19 protein-coding genes are annotated in these 23,539 nt (G+C 46.6%); 2 read left to right on the plus strand and 17 right to left on the minus strand.

Annotated features, from left to right (window positions below; translation table 11 throughout):
* The first annotated feature begins 138 nt into the window (after nt 1-138).
* Nucleotides 139-840 carry a hypothetical protein gene (locus ACQ4XT_RS01945; protein WP_446852275.1) on the plus strand — a complete coding sequence of 234 codons (702 nt, stop codon included), beginning with the start codon at nt 139-141 and terminating at the stop codon, nt 838-840.
* Between the two features lie 106 nt (nt 841-946).
* Here the strand turns inward: ACQ4XT_RS01945 and ACQ4XT_RS01950 are convergent, their stop codons facing one another.
* The 17 genes from ACQ4XT_RS01950 to ACQ4XT_RS02030 form a co-directional block, all read right to left on the minus strand.
* The gene (locus ACQ4XT_RS01950) at nt 947-1,234 is read right to left on the minus strand and encodes a YkvS family protein (protein WP_160913950.1); all 288 of its coding nucleotides are present in this window, start codon (nt 1,232-1,234) and stop codon (nt 947-949) included.
* A 292-nt stretch (nt 1,235-1,526) separates the two neighbouring features.
* A complete protein-coding gene (locus ACQ4XT_RS01955; RefSeq protein ID WP_446852276.1) occupies nt 1,527-1,712 on the minus strand; it encodes a hypothetical protein in 186 nt (61 codons plus the stop codon).
* Nucleotides 1,713-1,760: 48 nt separating this feature from the next.
* On the minus strand, nt 1,761-3,143 hold the full coding sequence (gene rlmD / locus ACQ4XT_RS01960) for a 23S rRNA (uracil(1939)-C(5))-methyltransferase RlmD (RefSeq protein ID WP_446852277.1): 1,383 nt from the start codon (nt 3,141-3,143) through the stop codon (nt 1,761-1,763).
* A 172-nt stretch (nt 3,144-3,315) separates the two neighbouring features.
* Nucleotides 3,316-4,236, minus strand: coding sequence for a diacylglycerol kinase (locus tag ACQ4XT_RS01965; RefSeq protein ID WP_446852278.1), 921 nt, complete (start codon nt 4,234-4,236; stop codon nt 3,316-3,318).
* 156 nt (nt 4,237-4,392) lie between these two features.
* Nucleotides 4,393-5,823: an Asp-tRNA(Asn)/Glu-tRNA(Gln) amidotransferase subunit GatB gene (gatB, locus tag ACQ4XT_RS01970; RefSeq protein WP_394219494.1), complete on the minus strand. Its 1,431-nt coding sequence runs from the start codon at nt 5,821-5,823 to the stop codon at nt 4,393-4,395.
* Entirely contained in the window at nt 5,823-7,292 is a 1,470-nt protein-coding gene (gene gatA, locus ACQ4XT_RS01975) for an Asp-tRNA(Asn)/Glu-tRNA(Gln) amidotransferase subunit GatA (protein ID WP_446852279.1), read from the minus strand. Before gatA ends, gatB begins: the two co-directional genes overlap by 1 nt.
* Before the next feature lie 12 nt (nt 7,293-7,304).
* The gene (gene gatC, locus ACQ4XT_RS01980) at nt 7,305-7,595 is read right to left on the minus strand and encodes an Asp-tRNA(Asn)/Glu-tRNA(Gln) amidotransferase subunit GatC (RefSeq protein WP_446852280.1); all 291 of its coding nucleotides are present in this window, start codon (nt 7,593-7,595) and stop codon (nt 7,305-7,307) included.
* Nucleotides 7,596-8,145: 550 nt separating this feature from the next.
* A complete protein-coding gene (gene putP, locus ACQ4XT_RS01985) occupies nt 8,146-9,657 on the minus strand; it encodes a sodium/proline symporter PutP (protein ID WP_160916099.1) in 1,512 nt (503 codons plus the stop codon).
* Nucleotides 9,658-10,152: 495 nt separating this feature from the next.
* Nucleotides 10,153-11,703, minus strand: coding sequence for an L-glutamate gamma-semialdehyde dehydrogenase (gene pruA, locus ACQ4XT_RS01990; protein WP_446852281.1), 1,551 nt, complete (start codon nt 11,701-11,703; stop codon nt 10,153-10,155).
* A 1,000-nt stretch (nt 11,704-12,703) separates the two neighbouring features.
* Nucleotides 12,704-13,879, minus strand: coding sequence for a CamS family sex pheromone protein (locus ACQ4XT_RS01995; RefSeq protein WP_446852282.1), 1,176 nt, complete (start codon nt 13,877-13,879; stop codon nt 12,704-12,706).
* A gap of 89 nt (nt 13,880-13,968) precedes the next feature.
* Nucleotides 13,969-15,969: an NAD-dependent DNA ligase LigA gene (gene ligA / locus ACQ4XT_RS02000; protein WP_446852283.1), complete on the minus strand. Its 2,001-nt coding sequence runs from the start codon at nt 15,967-15,969 to the stop codon at nt 13,969-13,971.
* Nucleotides 15,970-15,983: 14 nt separating this feature from the next.
* Nucleotides 15,984-18,218, minus strand: a complete 2,235-nt coding sequence (pcrA, locus tag ACQ4XT_RS02005; RefSeq protein ID WP_446852284.1) for a DNA helicase PcrA — start codon at nt 18,216-18,218, stop codon at nt 15,984-15,986.
* The gene (gene pcrB / locus ACQ4XT_RS02010) at nt 18,215-18,925 is read right to left on the minus strand and encodes a heptaprenylglyceryl phosphate synthase (RefSeq protein WP_446852285.1); all 711 of its coding nucleotides are present in this window, start codon (nt 18,923-18,925) and stop codon (nt 18,215-18,217) included. Before pcrB ends, pcrA begins: the two co-directional genes overlap by 4 nt.
* Before the next feature lie 256 nt (nt 18,926-19,181).
* Complete coding sequence (locus ACQ4XT_RS02015) at nt 19,182-19,769, minus strand: YitT family protein (RefSeq protein ID WP_446855553.1); 588 nt, start codon at nt 19,767-19,769, stop codon at nt 19,182-19,184.
* A 126-nt stretch (nt 19,770-19,895) separates the two neighbouring features.
* Nucleotides 19,896-20,198 (minus strand): YerC/YecD family TrpR-related protein, encoded by a 303-nt coding sequence (locus ACQ4XT_RS02020; RefSeq protein ID WP_089651501.1) that lies wholly within the window; start codon nt 20,196-20,198, stop codon nt 19,896-19,898.
* A gap of 13 nt (nt 20,199-20,211) precedes the next feature.
* The gene (locus ACQ4XT_RS02025; protein WP_446852286.1) at nt 20,212-21,279 is read right to left on the minus strand and encodes a DUF3048 domain-containing protein; all 1,068 of its coding nucleotides are present in this window, start codon (nt 21,277-21,279) and stop codon (nt 20,212-20,214) included.
* A 29-nt stretch (nt 21,280-21,308) separates the two neighbouring features.
* Nucleotides 21,309-23,054 (minus strand): adenine deaminase C-terminal domain-containing protein, encoded by a 1,746-nt coding sequence (locus tag ACQ4XT_RS02030; RefSeq protein ID WP_446852287.1) that lies wholly within the window; start codon nt 23,052-23,054, stop codon nt 21,309-21,311.
* 73 nt (nt 23,055-23,127) lie between these two features.
* Between ACQ4XT_RS02030 and ACQ4XT_RS02035 the strand changes: the two genes are divergently transcribed.
* The gene (locus ACQ4XT_RS02035) at nt 23,128-23,382 is read left to right on the plus strand and encodes a YgaP family membrane protein (protein ID WP_115823670.1); all 255 of its coding nucleotides are present in this window, start codon (nt 23,128-23,130) and stop codon (nt 23,380-23,382) included.
* Nucleotides 23,383-23,539: the final 157 nt, after the last annotated feature.

The raw sequence follows: 23,539 nt of genomic DNA on the forward strand, positions 1-23,539 counted from the left end.
GGGTTATACAAAAGTTGAATAGTAAAAGACCCGTACTTCTCCCCAATGCACTAGTATGTCAACTACAGATTATTCCTATGGTAATTTATGTATCTTGAGTATATAATTAACTGAGTATGACGATATGGGGGAGTATATATGTGGAAGAATTTAAAATGGTCAAGCTTGGTTGTTGTAATCCTAATCGCATTAGTTGGATGTGGGAGTACGGAGGATACAGCAGCCAATAACGAAGATAAAGAAGAACCGAAACAGGCAGAGCAAGAACCTTTGAAGAAGGAAGAGGAACCTTCGGAACCAAAGAAAGACGAAGATGGAAACATTGAATTGTTAGAAGTGGGTCAGACTGCTGAATCAGAAGCAGGGAAGGCAGAGCTGACTAAAATAAAGCAGGTTAATGAAACTGTTGACATCGCACCTTTAACCATCACTGTCCAGGATATTAAAGTTATTGAATTTAGTGAAGTGAATGATGATTTTGCAGAGGATTTGTCATTTATGGCAGATGTGGAAGCCTCAAAACTAAAAGAAGGTTTTTCCTATGTCCAAGTTCAATATACGGCTGAAAATACATCAGAAGATAACGTGGAATGGTATGATCTAATGAATGTTGTGACCGATAAAGGTGAGCAAATCGATGGACAGTTAAAAGATTTCTTAATTGATGATGCTGACATGGATTCTATGTTTATTGGTAAAGTAAACAAAGAATACCAGGATGCCTTCTTATTAAAGCATACGGATATAAACAAGGTGAAATTAGTTTTTGGGGAGTCTATGAATGGTGATTCTTACGAAACGATAACCGAAGAACAAACCGTCGAATATACTTTGAATTAATACAAGAAAGGGAGCTGACCAGCTCCCTTTCTTTTTTTGGAAATGTGTTTTTTGCTCGTTTAGTTATAGAAGAATAGCTATGATTTATATATTACTATTGTTGACCTTACACGTCGCGACGTTTTTTAATGCTGTAGTTTGTATGAGCAACTACGGTTTTTTCGAAATCTAAATTGCGTTCGTGGAAATCATCCATAATGGTCATATCGCAAACAACCGAGTTTTGTAAATTAGCAGAAGTTACGACAGCTTCAAACTGTTGGCCGTCTTTTTGGAAAGTTATAATATCGCCTACGGTCGCTTTTTCCTCTTCTTTTACTTCCTCTTGTTCTTCTGATTCTTTCTTTTTAAACGCAGCATCTACTAAACCTTTGCTTATATTTTCATCAGCCATGAGAAATTCCCCTTCCTAGTGAGTGAATGTAATGTAGTTTTTGTAGTTTCGCTTTCGTTGGTGTCAAGATTCTGGCCAAGGGTTTCCTTATCTATACCCTTAATTAAGTGCCCTCATTCACCTAAGCGTATTACTCTATCACGATTCTTTTTTATAAGAATGGGACTACACTTCCTATATAAAGTTACCCTGCACTTCAAAGAATATAACATGTAAAAAAAAGACGGTTGTTGTGTGGTTACCTCCCAACACAACAACCGGTCACTTATCGGCTTAAGAATTCACTTTCACTTCATTCATCCATCTCCACTACTCTCGCTACTTTACTGCCACAGTTTTCGCATTTGCCATCCAACATAACACCCATAGGATGATCAACGATGATGAAGTCAGTGATTGTGACCATATCACTACAGTTTGTACAGTAGACATTGGCTATCAGTTCTTTTCTAAAATCCTTTGGTAACGACAACCACATTTTGTTCGCTTCCACTTCAAAAACTCCCTTAAGAAATACTACTGAGATTTACTTTTCTTTCTTCTCTAACCATGTCACACACTCTACGTGACTTGTCTGTGGGAACATGTCAACAGGCTGGACTTCCTTCGTCTCATACCCACCATCTTCTAAAATACGAAGATCACGAGCAAGCGTCGACGGATTACAGGAAACATAGACAATACGCTCCGGTTCCATATCCAGCATCGCCTTCAACAGCTCTTCGTCACAACCTTTACGTGGAGGATCGACGACAATCACATCCGGACGCAGCCCTTGGTTACGCCACCAAGGCATAAGCTCTTCTGCTTGTCCGACATAGAATTCTGCGTTTTCCATCTTGTTCAGACGCGCATTCTTTTTCGCATCAGTAACCGCTTCAGGAACGATTTCTACGCCGTACACTTTCTTCGCTTTTTGAGCGAGGAACAAGGAAATGGTTCCAATACCGCAGTAAGCGTCAATGACGGTCTCCCCACCTCTTAAATCCGCATAGTCCAGCGCCTGGTCATAAAGTTTCTTCGTCTGGGTCGGATTGACCTGGTAGAACGACTTCGGTGAGATCATGAATCGGATATCGCCGATCGTGTCATAAATGTACTCATCGCCCCAGATAATGTTCGTTTCTTTTCCAAGGATGACATTTGTTTTCGCACTGTTCACGTTATGGACGATTGATTTCACGTTTGGAAAAGCATCACGGATCTCATCGATCATTTTATCTTTGTGCGGAAGCTTTTTCGTCTTCGTGACAAGAACGATCATGATGTCCTTCGTATTCTGACCGGTACGGACCATGATGTGTCTCAGCACGCCGCGATGAGTCTGTTCATCATAGGCATCTATACCATGTTTAGATGCGATGCGGCGGACGGTTTCGACCATGCGATCGTTCATTTCGTCCTGGATCAGGCATGTGTCCATGTCGATGATGTTGTGGCTTCGCTTCTGATAGAAGCCAGTCATCAATTCGCCGTCTTCTTTCTGCCCGACAGGAATTTGTACTTTGTTCCGGTAACGCCATGGATCCTCCATGCCGATAGTCGGGTGGACAGGGACATGTTCGAGATGACCGATTTTCTTCATGTTGTCTTTCACTTGCTTCTGTTTCATATCGAGCTGCATTTGATAACTCATGTGCTGAAGCTGACAGCCGCCGCACTGGTAGAAAACATCACATGGCGGCTCAACGCGGTCTTCACTTGCTTCTGTCACTTTCACCAGCTTGCCAAAGCCGAAGTTCTTTTTCACTTTGACGACTTTCACTTCGGCCTTTTCACCCGGAAGGCCATACGGTACGAAAAGTGGATAGCCATCGACTTTCCCTACCCCATTGCCTTCGTGAGTCAAATCTTCAAAGCTCAGTTCAATCGTCTCGTTCTTCTGTACCGGCGGTTTCGGTTTCGCCATTGTTCATCCGTCCTTTATCTATATACTCTAACCGTAGTTTATCATATCTCTAAGTTCGGAGTCGCCCCGGGTAGCTGCTCGAGGTCATAAATGTGAAGTCGACCCGGTAGGCTATGTACTCCCCTTAAACAAAACAAAAGAACGCCACTGTCTCACACAGCAGCGCTCCCCATTATTCTTCTTCGTCAGCTTCTTCTTCTTTAAATTTATCTTCTGGAACATAAAAGTCCAGATGTCTGTATAAATTGACAAATTCCCCGGGCAATAATCCACCGAATTCCCCGTCAATATTCAACTGCATCTTTTCATCTGTCTTCACTTTCACACGGCTTGCGGTCGTGTGGATGAATTTCGGATGATTCAAGTGGTTGCCCTGGATGGCAAGTGTCGCTAAACGGACGAATTCTGCGATGTTCATTTTTTCAATGATCATCAGGTCGAAAAGTCCGTCATCCATACGGGCAGAAGGTGCCAGTTTTTCAAGGCCGCCGACAGAGTTGGTGTTACTGACGAGGAAAAGCATGATCTCGCCTTCATACCATTTGCCGTCATACTCCATCTCGACATAAGTCGGACGAATGGATGGCAGCATCTCAATACCTTTTAAGTAATAGGCGAGTTGCCCAATCATTGTTTTCAGCTTACTTGGTACTTCGTAAGAGATTTCGGTTATTTTACCGCCACCGGCGATGTTCATGAAATATTGGTCGTTGACACGGCCGATATCGAGCGGATGGCTGTAGCCTTCCAGAATGATATCCACCGCTTTATGAATGTTTCTAGGCACGTGTAAGGCACGGGCGAAATCGTTCGTTGTCCCGACTGGAATGATGCCGACTTTCGGTTTGTGTGGTTTTTCGGCAAGTCCGTTGATCACTTCATTGATGGTTCCGTCTCCCCCTGCAGCGACAACGAGATCGAATTCACGATCGACGGCGTATTCTGCTGCTTTGACGGCGTCACCCGCACATGTTGTGGCGTGAGTGGAGGTTTCATAACCGGACTGTTCGAACCGTTGCAAAATGTCCGGGAGAACCTTGCGTATGACTTCTCTTCCAGAGGTCGGGTTATATATAATTCGGGCACTTTTCATCGTGTATGACCCCCTTTTCTATCCAAGCATGTTCCATTCTACATCATAGCGCTTTTTCCTGGATTTGCAAACCATTTCTATAGTATATGATGGCAAGTCCTAAACCATACGAAAGCACGCACCAGCAAGTGCGTGCTTTCCTTATTATTCAAGCGTTTAGCGCTTTTCCATTTCTGCAAGGATGATCTTGTTGACCATCGGCGGGTTCGCTTGTCCTTTGGTTTCTTTCATCACCTGACCGACAAGGAATCCAAGGGCTTTGTCTTTTCCGTTCTTGAAGTCTTCGATGGACTGCGGGTTGTTGTCCATGATGCCGACGACGATTTCGGTCAGCTGTCCTTCGTCGGAAATCTGAACAAGTCCTTTATCCTTAACGATTTTCTCAGGATCGCCGCCTTTTTCTACCAGCTCTGTGAAGACTTTCTTCGCGATCTTGGAACTAATCGTTCCGTCTTCGATCAACTGGATCATCTTCGCAAGAGAAGCAGGTGTCAGCTCAAGCTCATGAAGTTCTTTATAGTGCTTGTTCATGTAAGCAGAAACCTCACCCATCAACCAGTTGGATACCTGCTTGATGTCCGCTCCTTCGGCAATGGTTTCTTCGAAGAAATCAGAAAGCTCTTTGTTGTTTGTAAGAACCATCGCATCGTATTCTGGGAGCTTCAGTTCTTCGATGTAGCGCTTCTTACGGGCATCTGGAAGCTCAGGAATTTCGGCACGGATACGTTCTTTCCAAGCTTCATCGATGTGTAGAGGCACAAGATCCGGTTCTGGGAAGTAACGATAGTCGTCAGAACCTTCTTTGACACGCATCAGAATTGTTTCTTTCGTCTGCTCGTCGTAACGACGAGTTTCCTGAAGGATTTCTCCTCCGGAAAGCAATTCTTTCTGCTGACGCTTCTCTTCGAATTCCAGTCCTTTTTGTACAAAGGAGAAGGAGTTCAAGTTCTTAAGCTCTGTCTTCGTACCGAACTCTTCCTGACCGATCGGACGTATGGAAAGGTTGGCGTCACAACGTAGGGAACCTTCTTCCATCTTACAGTCAGAAACGCCTGTGTACTGGATGATGTTTTTCAAGGCTTCCAAGTACGCGTATGCTTCTTTCGGTGAACGGATGTCCGGCTCAGATACGATCTCAACAAGCGGCGTTCCTTGACGGTTATAGTCGACAAGGGAATATCCGTCATCGCTGTGTGTCAGCTTACCTGCATCTTCTTCCATGTGAAGACGGGTAATTCCGATACGCTTCTTCTTGCCATCGACTTCGATATCGATGTAGCCATTTTCACCGATCGGCTTATCAAACTGGGAAATCTGATATGCTTTCGGGTTGTCCGGATAGAAATAGTTTTTACGGTCGAACTTCGTGTCTGTTGCGATGTCACAGTTCAATGCCATCGATGCTTTCATCGCAAAGTTTACGGCTTCTTCGTTCAACACCGGCAGCACACCTGGGTACCCAAGGTCGATCGGGTTTACGTTCGTATTCGGATCATCTCCGAACATGTTCGGAGACGGGCTGAAAATTTTCGAGTCTGTTTTTAATTCTACGTGGACTTCAAGTCCGATAATCGTTTCAAAGTTCATTAGCGCGCACCTCCAAGGGACGGGCGTTGTTTATGATAATCAGTCGCCTGTTCGAAGGCATGAGCGGCACGGTAAACAGTACCTTCCTCAAAGTGTTTTCCAATGATCTGAAGGCCGATCGGCAGACCGTCTCCAGAGAAACCGCAAGGGATGGAGATTCCTGGTACGCCTGCAAGGTTAACCGGAATCGTCAAAATATCGTTCGCATACATCGTCATTGGATCGTCGACTTTGTCCCCTACTTTGAAGGCAGGTGTCGGTGTTGTCGGCCCGATGATGACATCGTAGTCTTCGAACACTTTTTCAAAGTCGTTCTTGATCAATGTACGAACCTGCTGGGCTTTCTTGTAGTATGCATCGTAGTAACCAGAGCTCAGCGCGAAGGTTCCAAGCATGATGCGGCGCTTCACTTCGTCACCGAAACCTTCGGCGCGGGAACGCATGAACATATCGAGCATGTTTTTCGCATCTTCGGCACGCTTACCATAACGGACACCGTCAAAACGGGCCAGGTTCGCAGATGCTTCTGAAGACGAAATCAGGTAGTACGTGGATAGCGCGTACTTGGAGTGAGGAAGAGAAACTTCTTCCCACGTCGCTCCCATTTTTTCATATTCTTTAAGAGCAGCTTTGACCGCTTCTTTTACTTCTTCAGAAACCCCTTCAGAAAGGTATTCTTTCGGTACACCGATCTTCATGCCTTTCACATCACCAGTTAGAGACTCTGTGTACTTCGGCACTTCAACGTTGGCAGAAGTAGAGTCCATCTTGTCATGACCAGCAATCGTCTCAAGTAAGAACGCGTTGTCTTCGACACTGCGAGTAATCGGTCCGATCTGGTCAAGAGAAGAGGCGAACGCGATGAGTCCGAAACGGGACACACGACCGTATGTCGGCTTCAATCCGACCACACCACAATAAGCGGCTGGCTGACGGATCGAACCACCTGTATCAGAACCGAGGGAGTAAGGAACTTCTCCTGCGGCTACAGCTGCTGCAGAACCACCACTGGATCCGCCTGGAACGTAATCGGTATTCCAAGGGTTACGAGCCGCTGCGTAGCTGGAGTTTTCGTTGGAAGAACCCATCGCGAATTCATCCATGTTCAATTTTCCGATGGTAACGGACTTGGCGTCATTCAGTTTGTTGACAACGGTCGCGTCATACAAAGGATCATCCAGGTTAGAGAGAATCTGGCTTCCTGCAGTTGTACGCAGTCCTTTTGTTACGATGTTGTCTTTCACACCGATCGGCAGACCGAAAAGCTTCGCATCGTCGTTGCCTCGCTCCTGATCAAGCTCTGCTGCCTGCTTCGTGGCTGCTTCTTTGTTCAGCGTGATGAAAGCCTGGACTTCTTCATCCACTTCTTCGATACGCTTGTAAGACTCCTCCACTAAGTCCGTGACGGAAATCTCTTTGTTATGTAGCTTCTCTTGAAGCTCACGTAATGTATAGTCAAATAAAGACATCGTCAAACCTCCTTATTCCAATACGGATGGCACTTTAAACTGTCCATCCTGCTTGTCCGGTGCATTTTTCAGTGCATCATGCTGAGAAATCCATTTCTTCGGCTCGTCCTTACGCATGACGTTCTTCAAGTCGAGAACGTGGGTCGTAGGCTCGACGCCTGTTGTATCTAATTCATTCAACTGTTCGGCATACGTGATGATGTCATCAAGCTGCTTCGTGAATGTCGTTGCTTCTTCTTCCGTGATCGCAAGGCGCGCGAGATTCGCGACGTGCTTCACTTCCTCTTTGCTAATTCTGGACATAATGCGACCTCCATTTCGATCTCACATAATATATGATCATACCAAATATCAGAATCCATTTTCAACGTACGGATACACCTTTTTTAGTTTAACACATCAGAAGGGCGCTGTCTTATCGTGAAAGCTCCCTTATTTGGAAGGGTTAGTTCCGAGACTTTGTAAGTGGATGTGGTGGCTGGGAAAAAGGCTCCCTTTCCGTGGGCGAGTGATGAGCCTCCTCGAGCTGAAGCTCTCCGGGGTCTCATCTACTACGCACTTCCCACAGGAGTCTCCCCCTTTTCCCAACCACCACATGAAAGAGTAATTCTCGAAACTACGGTAAGATAAGGCGGCATTCTAACTGGAGGTGTTGTGAATACAGTAATCCAATACACGCTGATTTCATTTAACAAATTAAAGGAACCGATCTGGGAAAGGAACTAAGGAAATCAAGCCATCAGCAAGGAATTTTCTGACCTTCCATTCGAAATCTGATATAAATCATCCTCTTTCTTATAAAAACAAAAAAATTCCCGGCCAAGAGACCGGGAATTTTGTAATGAAGAACTTCTTACATTTTCGTAACTTTATCGAATTCTTCAGCAATATCTTTCGGTGGTGTACCAGAAAGACTGACAAGAATAGCGACAAGTCCACCTAGGATGAAACCAGGTACGATTTCATAAAGGTCGAAGAATCCGCCACTCAGGAAGTCTCCCCAAATGACAACGGTAACGGCACCGACGATGATTCCGGCAAGCGCACCATTACGTGTGATGCCTTTCCAGAATAGGGACAGAATGATAACGGGACCGAATGCGGCACCGAAACCTGCCCATGCGTAGGATACAAGACCAAGAACGGTACTGTCCGGGTTACCTGCTAGAAGCACGGCGATCAAGGCGATACCGGCTACGGCAGCACGACCAACCCATACCAATTCTTTTTCAGTCGCGTTCTGACGGAACAGTGCTTTATAGAAGTCCTCTGCCAGTGCAGAAGAAGATACAAGCAACTGAGAGTCAATGGTACTCATGATAGCAGAAAGGATCGCTGCTAGTAGGATACCGGCAATGACAGGGTGGAACAGGATTTGAGAGAACGTAATGAAAATTTTCTCAGAGTCGACAAGCATCTGGATGCCGCCTTCTGTCATCACTTCTGCATTAAAGGTAGAAAGATCAGCTACATCTGCTGTGTTGATGTAAGCAAGTCCGAATAGACCTGTGAAGATGGCACCGTAAAGACCTAGAACCATCCAGCCAATACCAATCAAACGTGCTTTTGGAACGTCCTTAGGAGAACGTAGAGCCATGAAACGCACAAGGATGTGCGGCTGACCGAAGTAACCAAGTCCCCATGCAAGAGAAGATAGAATCGCAAGGGCACCGACACCTTGAACCATGTTCAAGTGAGATGGGTCGATTTGGGCAACTGCGTCTGTCGCAGCATTCCAACCACCAAGTTCAGTAATCGCAACAATCGGCACAGCGATTAAGGCGAAGAACATCAGGATACCTTGAACAAAGTCTGTCCAACTTACGGCTAGGAATCCACCTAAGAAAGTGTAAGAAATAGTAACAATTGCACCTAACCATAGAGCTTGTGTATAGCTCAAAGCAAAGGAAGCTTCAAACAGCTTCGCACCGGCAACCATACCGGAAGATGTATAGAAGGTGAAGAATAAAAGAATGACAGCTGCAGAAATGACACGTAACACGTGGGAATGGTCACGGAAGCGGTTCTCAAGATAGTCTGGAACAGTAATCGAGTCATTTGCAATCTCCGTAAATACACGAAGTCGGCGTGCGACGAACTGCCAGTTTAAGTATGCACCAATAGCTAGACCGACACCGATCCAAGCTGCGGATAGTCCTCCAGCGTAAATCGCACCAGGTAAACCAAGCAGCAACCAACCACTCATGTCGGATGCACCGGCAGATAGTGCGGCAACTCCTGGACCTAAACGACGACCACCTAAGACATAGTCAGATAAATCACTTGTAAGACGATATGCAGCAAAACCGATTCCCAGCATACCGATTAAATAGACAATAAACGTTATTAACGTAGCAGTACTCATGTTTTGTTATTCGCTCCTCTCAGTGAATAGTGTAATGATAGATAGAATGATTAAAATTGGCATTGGTACAAATAACCAGAACCATGTTGCTCCAGCGATGGATGCTGATGTTGCAGTAGCGAGTTCAAACACATTTCCACCTCCCAAATGTTGGTTTATACAATCCTATGCAAGTCGTACCGACGCATGGTTCTTAAGTCATATTGACTTAAAAAAACCAAACACAGGTACAACTATATCATATAACTTTTATACGAACATTGCAAAAATTGTGTGAATAGGTCATAATTGAATACTTATTCGTTCATATAGTATAAAAATACATATATGTGACATTTTTATGATATTCATTCACAAAATTTATTTTAAAAACTTTTCGAGCTCATAGAAAAATGGGGAAATGTTCCCTTTTCCCGACAGCGTTAGTATGTTCCATTTTTCATGAAAAAATCCCTTTCCACATACATGTGGATGAGGGATTTTTTGGTCGTTCTATTACAGCATTTCAGACGTTGTTTTTCCTTGCATATGATGAATAAGGTAATCAGGACCACCGGCTTTTGAATCCGTTCCTGACATGATGAAGCCACCGAATGGATGATAACCTACGATTGCTGCCGTGCACCCGCGGTTGAAGTACAAATTACCGACATGGAAGTCTTCGCGTGCTTTTTCAATATGCTCGCGATTGTTGGAAATCACAGCCCCAGTTAAACCGTATTCCGTATTGTTTGCGAATTTGATCGCCTCATCAAAAGATTTCGCCTTCGTAAAGCCTACGACAGGACCGAAGATTTCCTCCTGCATGAGACGTGCATCCGGAGCAAGGTCAGCAAAAACAGTCGGTGCGACGAACCAGCCTTTGCTGTCGTCTCCTTTTCCACCTGTCATCAACCTTCCTTCTTCCTTACCAATTCCGATATAACTCATGATCTTATCATAAGCGCCTTGGTCGATCACCGGTCCCATGTAGTTGCTGTTATCGGTTGGATCACCATAGTTGACCTGTTCCTTTGTCTTCTGAACGACTCGATCCAGCAGCTCATCATACACATCTTCATGAGCAATGACACGCGAACATGCGGAGCACTTCTGTCCGGAAAAACCGAAAGCCGAGTACGTAATCGCATCAGCCGCAAGCTCGAGATCAGAATCGTTGTCGACGACAATCGTATCTTTCCCGCCCATTTCAATGATGGTACGCTTCAACCATTTTTGACCTTCGTGAACTTTTGCCGCACGCTCGAATAAACGGGTACCGACTTCACGTGAACCTGTAAAGCTGATAAAACGCGTACGAGGATGATCGACAAGATAGTCGCCGACTTCCTTTCCGCTTCCAGGGATATAGTTGATAACCCCTTTCGGCAAGCCCGCTTCTTCCAGCACTTCCATCATCTTATAGGCGATGATCGGAGTCGCACTCGCCGGTTTCAGAAGAACCGTGTTCCCGGATACCATAGCAGCAACCGTCGTTCCACACATGATGGCAAAAAGGAAGTTCCATGGGGAAATAACAACCCCTACTCCAAGAGGAATATAATGGAAACGGTTGTTTTCAATCGGACGGGAATTGATTTCCACGCCTTTGTCAATTTCAAGCATTTGTCGCCCATAATACTCCATGAAGTCGATCGCTTCCGCTGTATCCGCATCCGCCTCTTTCCATGGCTTCCCGCCTTCTTTGACGAGGTGTGCCGTAAACTCATGCTTACGACGACGAACGATCGCTGCAGCACGGAAAAGGATGTCCGCACGGAACTTCGCTTTCGTTTTTCTCCACCAGTCAAACGTTTCATCTGCCACCTGGTGAGCTTTCTCAGCCAGATCCTGGTTCGCCTTCGATACATAGCCGATGACTTCTTTCTTGTTAGCCGGATTGACGACCTTGATCTTGTCATCCGTCACAATTCTCTCCCCGCCGATGATGAGAGGGTACTCTTTTCCAAGGTCCGCTTCTACCTGCTTGATCGCCGCCTGCAGAGCTTTCCGATTTTCTTCCACTGTGAAATCAGTAAATGGTTCGTGTTTGTAAGGGACTACCATGAAAAACCGCCTCCTTGAAAAGTAAAATGGGTGACGCTATGTAATATTTTGAAAATTACCACATTAAGCGTTTCCAAAACTATTCTATCGTAACTACGCAACTAGTTCAAACGATTGAGGCTTATTTTTTCGCAAATATTCTACTGTGTAGAACTTAGTCCAAACATTTGCGTATTTCATCAAAATCCCTCAACATTTTTCTACTTTTGTCGAAATTACACTTCCCTTCACCACGCCTCATTAAGAAAGCTCTCGTTTGTTGAAGACTCAGTTTGGAGATAACCGGGCTCCGTTTACCATATTGGGTGTCAGGGGTGGTTGGGAAGCAGCTCGCTTTCCTGTGGGGGAGTGGCGAGCTTCCTCGGGCTAAGGCCCTGTGGGATCTCGCCTATCTCCTTTCTCCCACGGAAGTCTCGCGGCTTCCCCACCACCCCATTCGATACTGGTGAGAAACGAACTCCTATACCAAGTTGGATTGTTTTCCGCTATTCCGATTGAGGCATAAAACGCTCTTTATCAAGCTTTCAGGATTTTAATACCTGAGCATAGAAGTTTTATCCTTATACTCCCATCAAACTAAGTAGCAGATTATTCGGGAAGTGGTTTCGAGGCACTGATATAGAAAAGGGGCGGAGGGGAATGGCGAGACTCCTAACTTAAGTGTGCAGGCGCCTCGATCAGCGGCGTATGGACTGGACTGAGCTGGAGGAGATAAAGGAAACACGAAGAGCGGAGCGATTCGATGTTGACTTATCGTACAGAAGCGAGGGAAGTCTCACTAGCCGCTAGGTGCCGGAACCGGATATCGAAGAGGAAAAAAGTGCAGGGTAAGACCCCACAGGACGCAGTCCGAGGAGGCTCACCGCGCTCCCGCGGAAAGCGAGTCATTCCCCGCAGCCCCTATCCAATCACCAAAAATCTCGAAATCAAGTCTTCCATAATCCTGCCATTATGTTTAATAACAAAGACCGCATAGGTTAGAGGCCCTGCGGTCTTTTTGTTATTCGTAAACATGAACGAAAGGTTCCTGCTCGCCGGCTTTTTTGACAATCAGACTCTCCGGTTCATCCATGCTGTGGATATTCACTTGGACATTATAATGATCTGCAAACATTTCGTTTACAAGACTGTACACATATTGCGTGAAGCCGACAACTTCCGATTCGGATTGGAACTGGATCGGTATTTCAATCGATACTTCGCGAAGTTCATTATTCACATAAAACCCATTCGCGATCATCCCCACAAAGTTCGGGAAGTAGTCGGATACTTCTTTTCTAAAGTCGTTAAAGATCTGCGCATCATCGAAGTGGTCCTCCTCTGCTTCCTTGGAAGGAAACAGGACGTGTTTTTCTTCGATACGATCCCAACCATTGACGGTCATGTCAGACCCTTTGACGTACGCTTTACTTAAAAACTTACCTGGAACTTTCGAGCTCGCTTCCTCTTCTTCATATAAGGCAAAGACGACAGGAACATCATTGAGCTCTTCTCTTTTACGAATTCTTTCTAATATTTCATCCGCATATTCTTTTCCTTTTTTGAGGAGCTCCTCCGTCGAATGATCTTCGGATAAGCTTTTTCCTTCTACCGTGAAATTATATACCGTTCGTAAGGAAATTCCGATGGTTAACCCACTCAGTTCCACCTTATTTTCATTTTTTCGAACTAAGTAATTCTGTTCTATGATGTTGGAAATATAGCGGGGGCTCTCACGGAAATCTTCCTCTGTTGCTTCGTCCTCATTCAATTCAGGATTCAATCCATCTTCTACTTCTTCCGGATCCTGATCTTCATCTACCTGCACATTTCCATCACGCCCCAACCATGTAAGGAGCGTATCTCCATCTAAGTATTGGCCGGGCTGGAAGAAGTATTTGTCCGGATCGAAGTATTCTTTAGAATGACGGCGCAGGCCGCTTTCAAATTCATCGATGTCCATCCGGTTCCCCATCTGGTTCGTCGTCACAGCACGGGCGGTTGAAACCTTCGGGCTGCTCTCTGTCAGGATCATCCGGTAGTCCTGGTCCGACATGTTGTAGTTCGGAATGATGGCGGATTGGTTATTTTTTTCGTCTTTCGTTTCTTGTATGACTTCTTCTCTGTTGTCAAAAACGGGCGTACACGCGCTTACAACGAGCAGTGAACTAAGCAACAGTGCGTGCATCTTCCTCATGCTTTCCACTCCCTTAATGAGACCAGCCGGAGCGTGTATGTTCTCTCACGCTCCGGCTCCTCTTGTATAACCATAAAACGTTCGACATATCAGGATAGAGCGTTTTTGAACTGCTCTTCATCCCAGATTTCAATCCCCAAGTCTGATGCTTTCGTGTACTTGGAACCGGCGTCTTCGCCAGCGATGAGAAGGTCGGTTTTCTTACTGACACTTCCTGTCACTTTCCCGCCAAGTTCCTCGATCATTTTCTTCATTTCCGAACGGCTGTATTCTTCCATTTTCCCTGTAAGGACTACAGTCTTATCACTGAAAGGAGAATCGACCGGCTGATCGCTCTTCTTCGCACCCTTATATTCCATGTTCAGTCCGAGCTGCTTCAACTCTTCCAATAACTGGATGACCTGGTCTTCATCAAAGTAGCTGGCGATCGATTCGGCCATCTTGCTGCCGATTTCAGGAATGGCTTCAAGCGCAGCGGCATCTGCTTCGACGAGCGCGTCCATATGTTCAAAATGCTGCGCAAGCGTGCTCGCCGCTTTCGAACCGACGTAACGCACCCCAAGACCGAACAGCAGCCGTTCGAGGGAATTCTCCTTTGAAGCTTCAATCGCATTCAAAAGGTTCTCCACTGATTTTTCACCCATACGGTCAAGCTGCAGCAGCTCTTCACGGTCGAGCTTATACAAGTCTGCGATCGTGTGAATCAAGTTTTCCTGGAACAGTTGGGCGATCACTTTTTCCCCAAGACCTTCAATATCCATCGCATTCCTTGAAACGAAATGGATCAAGCCTTCCCGTAGTTGAGCCGGGCAGTTCGGGTTCACACAGCGTAAAGCGACTTCTTCATCAAGACGGACGAGCTGGCTGCCACATTCCGGACATTCTTCCGGCATGCGGTACGGCTCTTCCTCGCCAGTCCGCTGATCTTCAACAACACGGACAACTTCAGGGATGATGTCTCCGGCTTTCTTGATGACGACCGTGTCTCCGATACGGATATCTTTTTCGATGATCAAATCTTCATTATGCAAGGACGCACGCTGGACCGTCGTTCCTGCCACTTTGACAGGATCAAGAATTGCTGTCGGTGTCACGGCACCTGTACGGCCGACACTGAGTTCAATGTCCTTCAGCTTCGTGATCGCTTCTTCTGCCGGGAACTTGTAGGCCGTTGCCCAGCGCGGACTTTTCGCAGTAAAGCCTAAGTCTTCCTGTTGATCAAGGCTGTCCACTTTGATGACAATCCCGTCAATCTCATAATCAAGATCGGCACGGTGTTCGACCCAGCTATTCACATAGTCGATGACCTCTTCGATATCGTTACACTTTTTCCATTCCGGATTGGTTTTCAATCCGAGCTCTTTCATTTTTTCCAGGCGTTCACTGTGGGCTTCTGTCGGATCGTTCTCCCACACACCGATGCCGTAAAGGAAAATATCCAGGTTACGCTTGGCTGCGATTTTCGGATCCAGCTGCCTTAAGGAACCAGCAGCAGCGTTACGTGGGTTGGCAAAAGGCTCCTCCCCATTTGATTCTTTCGCTTCATTCAATGCCATGAACGACTTCTTCGGCATATATGCTTCACCGCGGACTTCGACGGTCACCGGCTCTTTCAAGCGAAGAGGGATGTTTCGGATGGTCCGCAGGTTTTTCGTAATGTCTTCCCCTGTCGTCCCATCTCCACGCGTCGCTCCCCGCACGAAGATCCCATCTTCATATTTCAAAGAAACCGCAAGGCCGTCGATTTTCAGTTCACATACGTAATTGACCTCTGCATCGGTGCCATTTTTGACACGACGGTCGAAGTCGCGCAGTTCCTCATCATTAAAAGCATTGCCGAGGCTGAGCATCGGGATGTCGTGCTGCACTTTAACAAAAGCGTCCAGAGGCTTGCCGCCGACCCGCTGGGATGGCGAGTCCGGCGTCTGCAAGTCCGGGTATTCTTCTTCAAGCTTGATCAATTCCTGCATTTTTTTATCATATTCATAGTCCGAAACACTCGGATCATCGAGCGTGTGGTATTCATAGCTGTACTGCTCAAGGTCCTGTCTGAGTGTTTCGATCTTTTGCTTAGCTTCCGTTGCGTTCATATCCATCCACTTCCTTACGCTTTCGTAATCGGAGCAAAACGGGCAAGCAGGCGTTTGATGCCTGTCGGTGCCGGGAAGGCGATATCGAGTTCCATCGCATCTCCTTCGCCCTGCACTTTGACGACCGTACCTTCGCCCCACTTCTTGTGCTGCGCTTTGTCCCCGGGCTGCCAGCCGATTTTCTCGCCGCCTGAAGATTTTTTCTCAGGCTTCTTCGCGGCCCGTTTTTTCGGAGCGGCTTGAGGCTTCGTGCCGAACGGCGTGCTTTCCCGTTTTTTATTAAAGAATGGCAGCTCTTCTTTCTGTTCTTTGCCTTGTATGAGCTCTTCCGGAATTTCATGGATAAAGCGGCTAATCGGATTCATGTTCGTACGGCCGTAGAGGGTACGCATTTTCGCGTGGGAAATAAACAGCTCTTTCTCTGCACGGGTGATCCCGACATAAGCAAGACGGCGTTCTTCTTCCATTTCCTCTTCATCCATAAGCGCACGACTATGCGGGAAGACGTTCTCTTCCATACCAATAAGGAAAACAACCGGGAACTCAAGCCCCTTCGCTGAGTGCAGTGTCATCAACGTAACCGTGTCGTCACTACTAGGGTCTTCATTCATAGAATCAATATCCGCAATCAAAGCAAGGTCGGTCAAGAAAGCGACCAGTGTCTTATCTTCCGCATTTTCTTCAAAGTTCTTCGTAACGGATTTGAATTCTTCAATGTTTTCCAGACGGCTTTGCGCTTCGATGCTCTTCTCGTTCATCAGCATCTCTTCATAGCCTGTTTTATCAATGACTTCCTGTACCATATCCGTCGCAGAAAGGAATTCCTGCTGTTCGGCCCAAGTCTGAATCATTTTACGGAAGCTCATAATCGCTTTCGCTGCTTTTGCGCTGACGCCGACGAAATCGACTTCAGCAGCGGCTTCGTATAAGGAAATGTCATGATCTGCGGCATACGCAAGCATCTTATCCATACTCGTTTTTCCGACCCCGCGCTTCGGTTCGTTGACGACACGCTGGAAGCTTAAGTCGTCGTTCGGGTTTGCGATGAGACGCAGGTAAGCAAGCATGTCCTTAATCTCTTTACGATCATAGAACTTCGTCCCACCGATCATCTGGTACGGGACCCCTGCTTTGACGAACGTTTCCTCAATCGTACGGGACTGCGCGTTCGTACGGTACAAGATCGCAACATCCTGGTAGCGGAACTTTCCTTGGCGAACGAGGTCTTCAATTTTATCTGTAACAAAAAGACCTTCTTCACGTTCCGTGCCTGCCTGGTGGTAATGAATCTTCTCTCCACCTTTGTTGTCTGTCCAAAGACGCTTCGGCTTACGGCCGCTGTTTTTATCAATGACGTTATTGGCAGCGTCCAGGATTAATTCCGTTGAGCGGTAGTTCTGCTCAAGCAGAATCGTACGTGCTTTCGGGTAGTCACTTTCAAAGTTCAGGATGTTTTGAATGTCCGCTCCCCGCCATGCATAAATCGACTGGTCGGAATCACCAACGACGCATAGGTTCTGGTAACGGCTCGCCAAATGTTTGACGAGTTGATACTGGGCATGGTTCGTATCCTGATACTCATCGACGTGAATATACTGGAAACGGCGCTGGTAGGATTCCAGCACTTCCGGCACTTCATCGAAAAGTCTCAGTGTCTGCATAATCAAGTCATCGAAATCGAGCGACTGATTTTTGCGAAGTTTCTTTTGATAGCCTTTATAGATTTGGGCGATTTGTTCTTCGTGCATGTTGTTCGCCTGTTTTTCATAATCCTCTGCCGTCATCAATTCGTTCTTCGAATTACTGATGGCACCGAGCATCGCACGAGGGTCCCATTTTTTCGGATCAAGATTGATCTCTTTCAACACTTGTTTAATGACAGAAAGCTGATCGCTCGAATCGAGGATCGAAAAGTTGCGGTCATAACCGATCCGGTCAATGTCACGTCTCAGAATTCGTACACACATCGAGTGGAACGTGGACATCCAGATTTTTTCTCCGTCTTTGCCGACCAGAGATTCGACACGCTCCTTCATTTCGCGTGCCGCTTTATTTGTAAACGTAATCGCTAATATATTCCGTGGCGCAACATCTTTTTCACTAAGGAGATAGGCGATGCGGTGTGTCAGTACACGTGTTTTACCACTTCCGGCACCTGCCATGATGAGCAGCGGGCCTTCTGTGTGGGTCACCGCTTCTCGTTGTTCTGTATTCAAGCCTTGAATCAATGCGTTCAATGCCTGTGTCATGAGGGTCCACCATCCTTCATCTTCATTGATTTAACGGCTTCGACCGTTTTAAGAGCAACCTCTAGGTTATCATAAATCACATTGCCGACAACGATGACATCTGCATAGGCCGCCATTTCTGCCGCCTGTTCTTCCGAACGGATGCCTCCGCCGTAGACGAGAGATGTATTTTTCAATTCACGGGCCACGTCTCTAACCAAGCCGGGGTTCCCGTATGTACCACTGTATTCCATGTAAAAGACAGGGAGTCGGAAGATATGTTCCGCCATCCGGGCATAGGCAAGGACATCGGCATGATCCGGAAATGAGCAATCGGTTCGTTTGAACACCTTCGCTTCAGGGTTCAGTACACAATATCCTTCCGTCAGCATATCCTGCCACTCGATCACATCTGCATACTCTTTAATCGCCTGGTGCTGCACATCAATCAACCATTTTTTATGTCCACTGTTCAGGACCAGAGGGATGAAATAAGCATCAAAGCCGGGCGCAATCGCTTCAATATCCGACACTTCCAGCACAAAGCTGGTATCGTATGCTTCGATGCGTTCCTGTAAATCCGTCACGTTTTCGAACGTGACGCCGTCTGTGCCGCCGACGATGATCGCATCTGTCCCTGATGTGCATATCTTCTCTAAGTCTGCGTCTGTGATCGTCTTATTCGGATCAAGCTTGAACACATGATCCCACTCGCTTATATTGTACATTTCCGTCCTCCAAAACAACAGTTATCCATCTACCCATTATAGCAAATTTTCATCCCCGGGTTGAGGGGCACACCCAAACAAATCTACGACCATGATAAGAAGAGGTTGTGGAGGGTTGTGGAAATATATGTATGACCTGGTACACCATAAATTGTAAACACACAAAAGCCCGTCCTCTCTCGCTCATAAGAGAGGCGGGCTTTTAGTTCTAGTGCTGTAAAATTATAGATGACCAGGTCATACATATATTCCCAGGTCACGATGGCTGTTCGGGGAGGAGGCGGGTGGATGTGAAGGTCATGGTGACGAGCCCGACACTTAGGATGGTGATAGCGGAGAGCATGAGGGTTTCTAGTGAGAACAGGTAGCCACTGGCACCGATGACAAGAGCGTCGATCGCGAGGATGACGAAGCCGACATTTACTTTGCACCAATCGGCGATCATTTGGGCGAGGAGGTCGGTTCCGCCCGTGCTTGTATGGACCCGCAGCATCAATCCAATCCCTCCACCTACAAGCGCCCCTCCAATAATAGAGCTGATCGCTGGATCGAGCGGCAGGTGATGGACCCGTAACCCTTGAAGAACATCAATGAAAAAAGAAGAGATCAACAATCCGTGCAGACTGTTGTAGAAATAGGAACGGTAAAAGAACCAGGCAAGCGTAAAGATCGGAATGCTGAAACAGATGATCGTCAGTCCTACTTCAAGTCCCCATATGTAATTGGCGATCATCCCGATCCCGATAATGCCTCCATCTAACACATGATCCGGAATCAGGAAAAAGTTGATGCCGAGTGAAAGTATCATACTGCCGAGAATGATCATAGCGCCTTTTTTCAACATCGTTTTCATCGGACAGCTCCCCTTCCATAGTACTAGCCTATGCCTGTCCGTATTCTCTTAGAATCATGGAAGTCTTCCACCTTCGCCAACAAAAAAAGACTGCCCACAGTGGCAGCCTCTCATCACTTATTCAGTTTGCTTCGCTTGGACACGGTCAAGCGCTTGTGTATAAGCGTCATTGCCATAATTCAAGCAGCGTTTCACACGGGAAATCGTCGCTGTCGAAGCACCTGTTTCCGTTTCAATTTTATGATAAGTGAAGCCTTCGCGCAGCATGCGCGCTACTTCCAGTCGCTGAGCGAGTGATTGGACTTCATTCATCGTCGCGAGATCATCAAAGAATTCATAGCATTCTTCTACACTTTGCAAAGATAAAACCGCTTCAAACAGTTGATCGAGCGTCTTTCCTCTCAATTTATCGATCTGCATGCCTTTTCCCTCCTTACTCCGTTTCTACTGCGGCGTTTCCTGGAATGATGTTCACCCAGGTCTTCCCGGGCGTAAATGCCAGAGGGCTGCCGTCTTTATAGGGAAGCAAACGTCCATCGACGTTCTTCCACTCCACTTCTTTCATTTGTCCGTTTTGTAAAAGATACCCGTTCCCGCCTGATGTGAGATCAATGTCACGACGGCCGGCGTTATCGATAATCCGGTGGTCTGTTTCTATGATCCAGACATTCTCTACGGCTACACGTTCTTCATTCAGACGGTCGATGGTCGGCTCTCCATCACTGGAACGCAAAAACTGACTGTTCTCAGAATCATACGTAAAGCTCACATTCGTTCGACTGCCGTAAGTGATCTGGACGTCATCCACCGGGGTTCCAGCGAAGGAGTCTTTCTTAGTAAAAGGCAGCGCTTCAGGTGCCCCTTCAGCATCATAGCCTTTAGTTGCAGCCTCCTGCTCGATTCCTTTTGTTAGAAGATAAGAATTGTGAGGAGCTGCACGATCAGAGGACCGTTCAAATAACCAGCCGTTGTTATCATACATCGCTCCATCCAAATAATCGACACCGCTGCTGGCTACTTTTTGATTAATGGCTGTCGACGCACCGTGGTACGTATAAAACGCATCAAATCCATCAGCGATTTCGAAATAGTATGGACGTGCACTTCTTACCGGACCTATTGTATCAGGAATCTCACTATGGAACAAAGCGAGGAAGCGTGTGATCTGCCCCTCTGCCAAAACTTCATAGACGATGTCGGCCTGACTCAACCCTGATTGAGGTCTCGCTCTCGGGTGGTTGTTCACCATGACAGACAAGGCACGATGGTCTGGTTTATCAGCCGTCGGTTCGCCCGTCAGTGGAAACGTTTCTGTATAGGCTTGTTCGGTTTCTTCCTTTTCATCAACGGTCATGTTCTCTTCTATCTCTATTTGTTCTTCGACCGCTGTTTCTTTCTCTTTCGTTTCTTCAGGTTGTGCGGCCCCTGCTTTCTCATTACAAGCAGTGAGTGAAAGGACGATAAGCAAGCTGAAGAATGTAAGCTTTCTCAATAACAGCACTTCCCTTAATCTGTATTCCCTCTTTTATTTTAACGCATTATTGAAGGAAAGAGTACCTCTTTCTTCTTCACGTCCATAATTCCAAGCGGAGTAATCCGGATGAATGGCAGATGCATGGACGATAAGAAAAGAAGCGTATAGACGGGGTCATTGAACGTAAACCCATGCTGTAGCAGGCATTCTTTTAGTTTCGCTTCTTCCTCCATGAGCTCTTTCATCGGCAGATCGGCCATCACACCACCAAGGGACAATGGCAGTTCATAAAGGACTTGCCCTTCATTGACCAGCACAATCCCACCACCGATTTCCTTCATGCGCTGAAAAGCCTTCTCCATATCTTTACGTGATTTTCCTGTCAATATGATATCCCCTGTATTGCTGTAAGAGCTGACGAGGCCGCCTAAGGTCTGTGTAAATCCTTTCAGCATCGTATTGACCATCCATTCTCCTTCCCGGTCTATCAGCATGAGGTAGGATTCTTTATTGTCCTCACTCAGCCGGTCGGTGGAAACGTCCGTGTCGATGGCATATGGTTTCATGATGACATCATTCACCATCTCAAGACCGATCGGCATGGAGAACTGCATATCCGCTTCCGTCACTTCCCAATCGAGATCAAGCGGCTTCACACCATTTTTTTCCCATTGGATCGGTGTTACTTTTTTCAAAACTTCACCATCACGCTTTGTCCACTCCCCTTTAGCGATGACGGAGTGCGGCATCGGATCTTTCGGGTCGGATAAAAAGTTCAGATGAGCGACGCGCCCGGCATTCAAGCTTCCTACACGATTCTCGATTCCAAAATGACGAGCCGCGTGGTACGTAGCCATCATGTACGCATCAATGTCCGGGACGCCCGCATCCAATGCGATTTGAATACATGGATTGATCAGTCCTTCACGATAAAAGCCAGGCGTCGACCCATCTGTTGTGTACATCATGTGGTCGAAGTGGGTGTGCCCTTTTTCAACAAGCCCCTGTAAAATATCCGGAAGATCCGGGCGGATGGATGAATAGCGCAACCCCGTATGATAACCGATTTCCAAACGTTTCAGTACATCATCAGCCGTCATCGATTCATGCTCTGAATCCATGCCGAGCAGGCGCATTTTCACAAGCGTCTGTTCGGAAGCACCCGGAAGGTGAGCTTCCAAAGGCTTTCTAGAGCGTTTGGTCTCCTGCATAAAATGTAGAATTTGCTCGTCTCCATGATGAAGGACATCCGGCCATGCGGTCAGCTCCCCGCCCTGAATCACCGCATCATGACTGATCCAGTCCGGAATCTGTGAATCGAATGCATGACGATCTTCATCCCGAAGCACGGACTGCGGGTCAAAACGGGCCCACCAGTACATCGTTGCCGGCAGATCCATGAATTCTTCCAATAAAGAAAACGCTTTCTCTTTTTCCGTTAAAAAAAGCCACATCAAGTTATCGTTGACGAGCGTTGTCGTCCCTGTCTCTGCCGCATATTCTGCAAAGCTCTGGGGATTATATAACTGAAATGGGTGGGCATGCGGTTCAACGTAGCCAGGCACAATATAACTGTCTGAGCCATCAATGATATCCGTGCCTTCTGTATGGGAAGGAAGCTCTTGGCCGGTGTATATGATGCGATCATCATACAACCAAATGTGGCCATGCATCCATTTCTTCAAGTAAACATTCAAGTAAGTTGTATTTTTGATTAATTTCGTCGGCGCCGTTTTACCATCAATGATGGCTGCATGTTCACGCAGCTGACGGTTCCGCCAACGGAAACGTGTTTCGTTCATGGAGCGTACCTCCCTGAGATCATTATGTTCTATGGTAACACAGGATATTCCATTCTGGTAAGGAGGAAGCACAATGAAACCGAATATCGGAATCATCAACAGTATGGTCCGCATCACCGCAGGTCTTAGTATGCTGACCTATTTGACGATCCGCGGTGCACGCAGAGAGTGCGATTCTTCCCACCCGCTTCTGATCATGTTATCTGCATTGAAGGTTGCGGAAGGAATTGTACGCTTCTGTCCTTTGACAGCCGTCTATGAAGAGATGTCTACAGAAAAAGACGGCATCGAGCAAAGCTGGCAGCAGAATATTCCGCAGGACCAATAAACGCGGAGGTGTACGGCATGTTTCTGCCGATGATTTTCTTGTTCCGTCGGTATATGAAAAGTTGGGCCGATAAAAATAAAGTGTAACCGATCACCGATCTATCTAGATTTTGATTGATAAATTTCAATAACCAAAAAGAGCGGGATGCCCCGCTCTT

This window comes from Halobacillus sp. 12SKB (assembly GCF_052941655.1).

Bases quoted from the DNA above. Each gene is read 5' to 3' on its own strand.
- rlmD (WP_446852277.1), bottom strand. From the start codon at position 3,143: ATGGCGAAACCGAAACCGCCGGTACAGAAGAACGAGACGATTGAACTG.
- pcrA (WP_446852284.1), bottom strand. From the start codon at position 18,218: ATGACACAGGCATTGAACGCATTGATTCAAGGCTTGAATACAGAACAA.
- ACQ4XT_RS01950 (WP_160913950.1), bottom strand. From the start codon at position 1,234: ATGGCTGATGAAAATATAAGCAAAGGTTTAGTAGATGCTGCGTTTAAA.
- ligA (WP_446852283.1), bottom strand. From the start codon at position 15,969: ATGAACGCAACGGAAGCTAAGCAAAAGATCGAAACACTCAGACAGGAC.
- ACQ4XT_RS02035 (WP_115823670.1), top strand. From the start codon at position 23,128: ATGAAACCGAATATCGGAATCATCAACAGTATGGTCCGCATCACCGCA.
- ACQ4XT_RS01965 (WP_446852278.1), bottom strand. From the start codon at position 4,236: ATGAAAAGTGCCCGAATTATATATAACCCGACCTCTGGAAGAGAAGTC.
- ACQ4XT_RS02015 (WP_446855553.1), bottom strand. From the start codon at position 19,769: ATGTTGAAAAAAGGCGCTATGATCATTCTCGGCAGTATGATACTTTCA.
- ACQ4XT_RS01995 (WP_446852282.1), bottom strand. From the start codon at position 13,879: ATGAGGAAGATGCACGCACTGTTGCTTAGTTCACTGCTCGTTGTAAGC.
- gatB (WP_394219494.1), bottom strand. From the start codon at position 5,823: ATGAACTTTGAAACGATTATCGGACTTGAAGTCCACGTAGAATTAAAA.
- putP (WP_160916099.1), bottom strand. From the start codon at position 9,657: ATGAGTACTGCTACGTTAATAACGTTTATTGTCTATTTAATCGGTATG.
- ACQ4XT_RS01955 (WP_446852276.1), bottom strand. From the start codon at position 1,712: ATGTGGTTGTCGTTACCAAAGGATTTTAGAAAAGAACTGATAGCCAAT.
- ACQ4XT_RS01945 (WP_446852275.1), top strand. From the start codon at position 139: ATGTGGAAGAATTTAAAATGGTCAAGCTTGGTTGTTGTAATCCTAATC.
- pruA (WP_446852281.1), bottom strand. From the start codon at position 11,703: ATGGTAGTCCCTTACAAACACGAACCATTTACTGATTTCACAGTGGAA.
- gatA (WP_446852279.1), bottom strand. From the start codon at position 7,292: ATGTCTTTATTTGACTATACATTACGTGAGCTTCAAGAGAAGCTACAT.
- ACQ4XT_RS02030 (WP_446852287.1), bottom strand. From the start codon at position 23,054: ATGAACGAAACACGTTTCCGTTGGCGGAACCGTCAGCTGCGTGAACAT.
- pcrB (WP_446852285.1), bottom strand. From the start codon at position 18,925: ATGTACAATATAAGCGAGTGGGATCATGTGTTCAAGCTTGATCCGAAT.
- gatC (WP_446852280.1), bottom strand. From the start codon at position 7,595: ATGTCCAGAATTAGCAAAGAGGAAGTGAAGCACGTCGCGAATCTCGCG.
- ACQ4XT_RS02020 (WP_089651501.1), bottom strand. From the start codon at position 20,198: ATGCAGATCGATAAATTGAGAGGAAAGACGCTCGATCAACTGTTTGAA.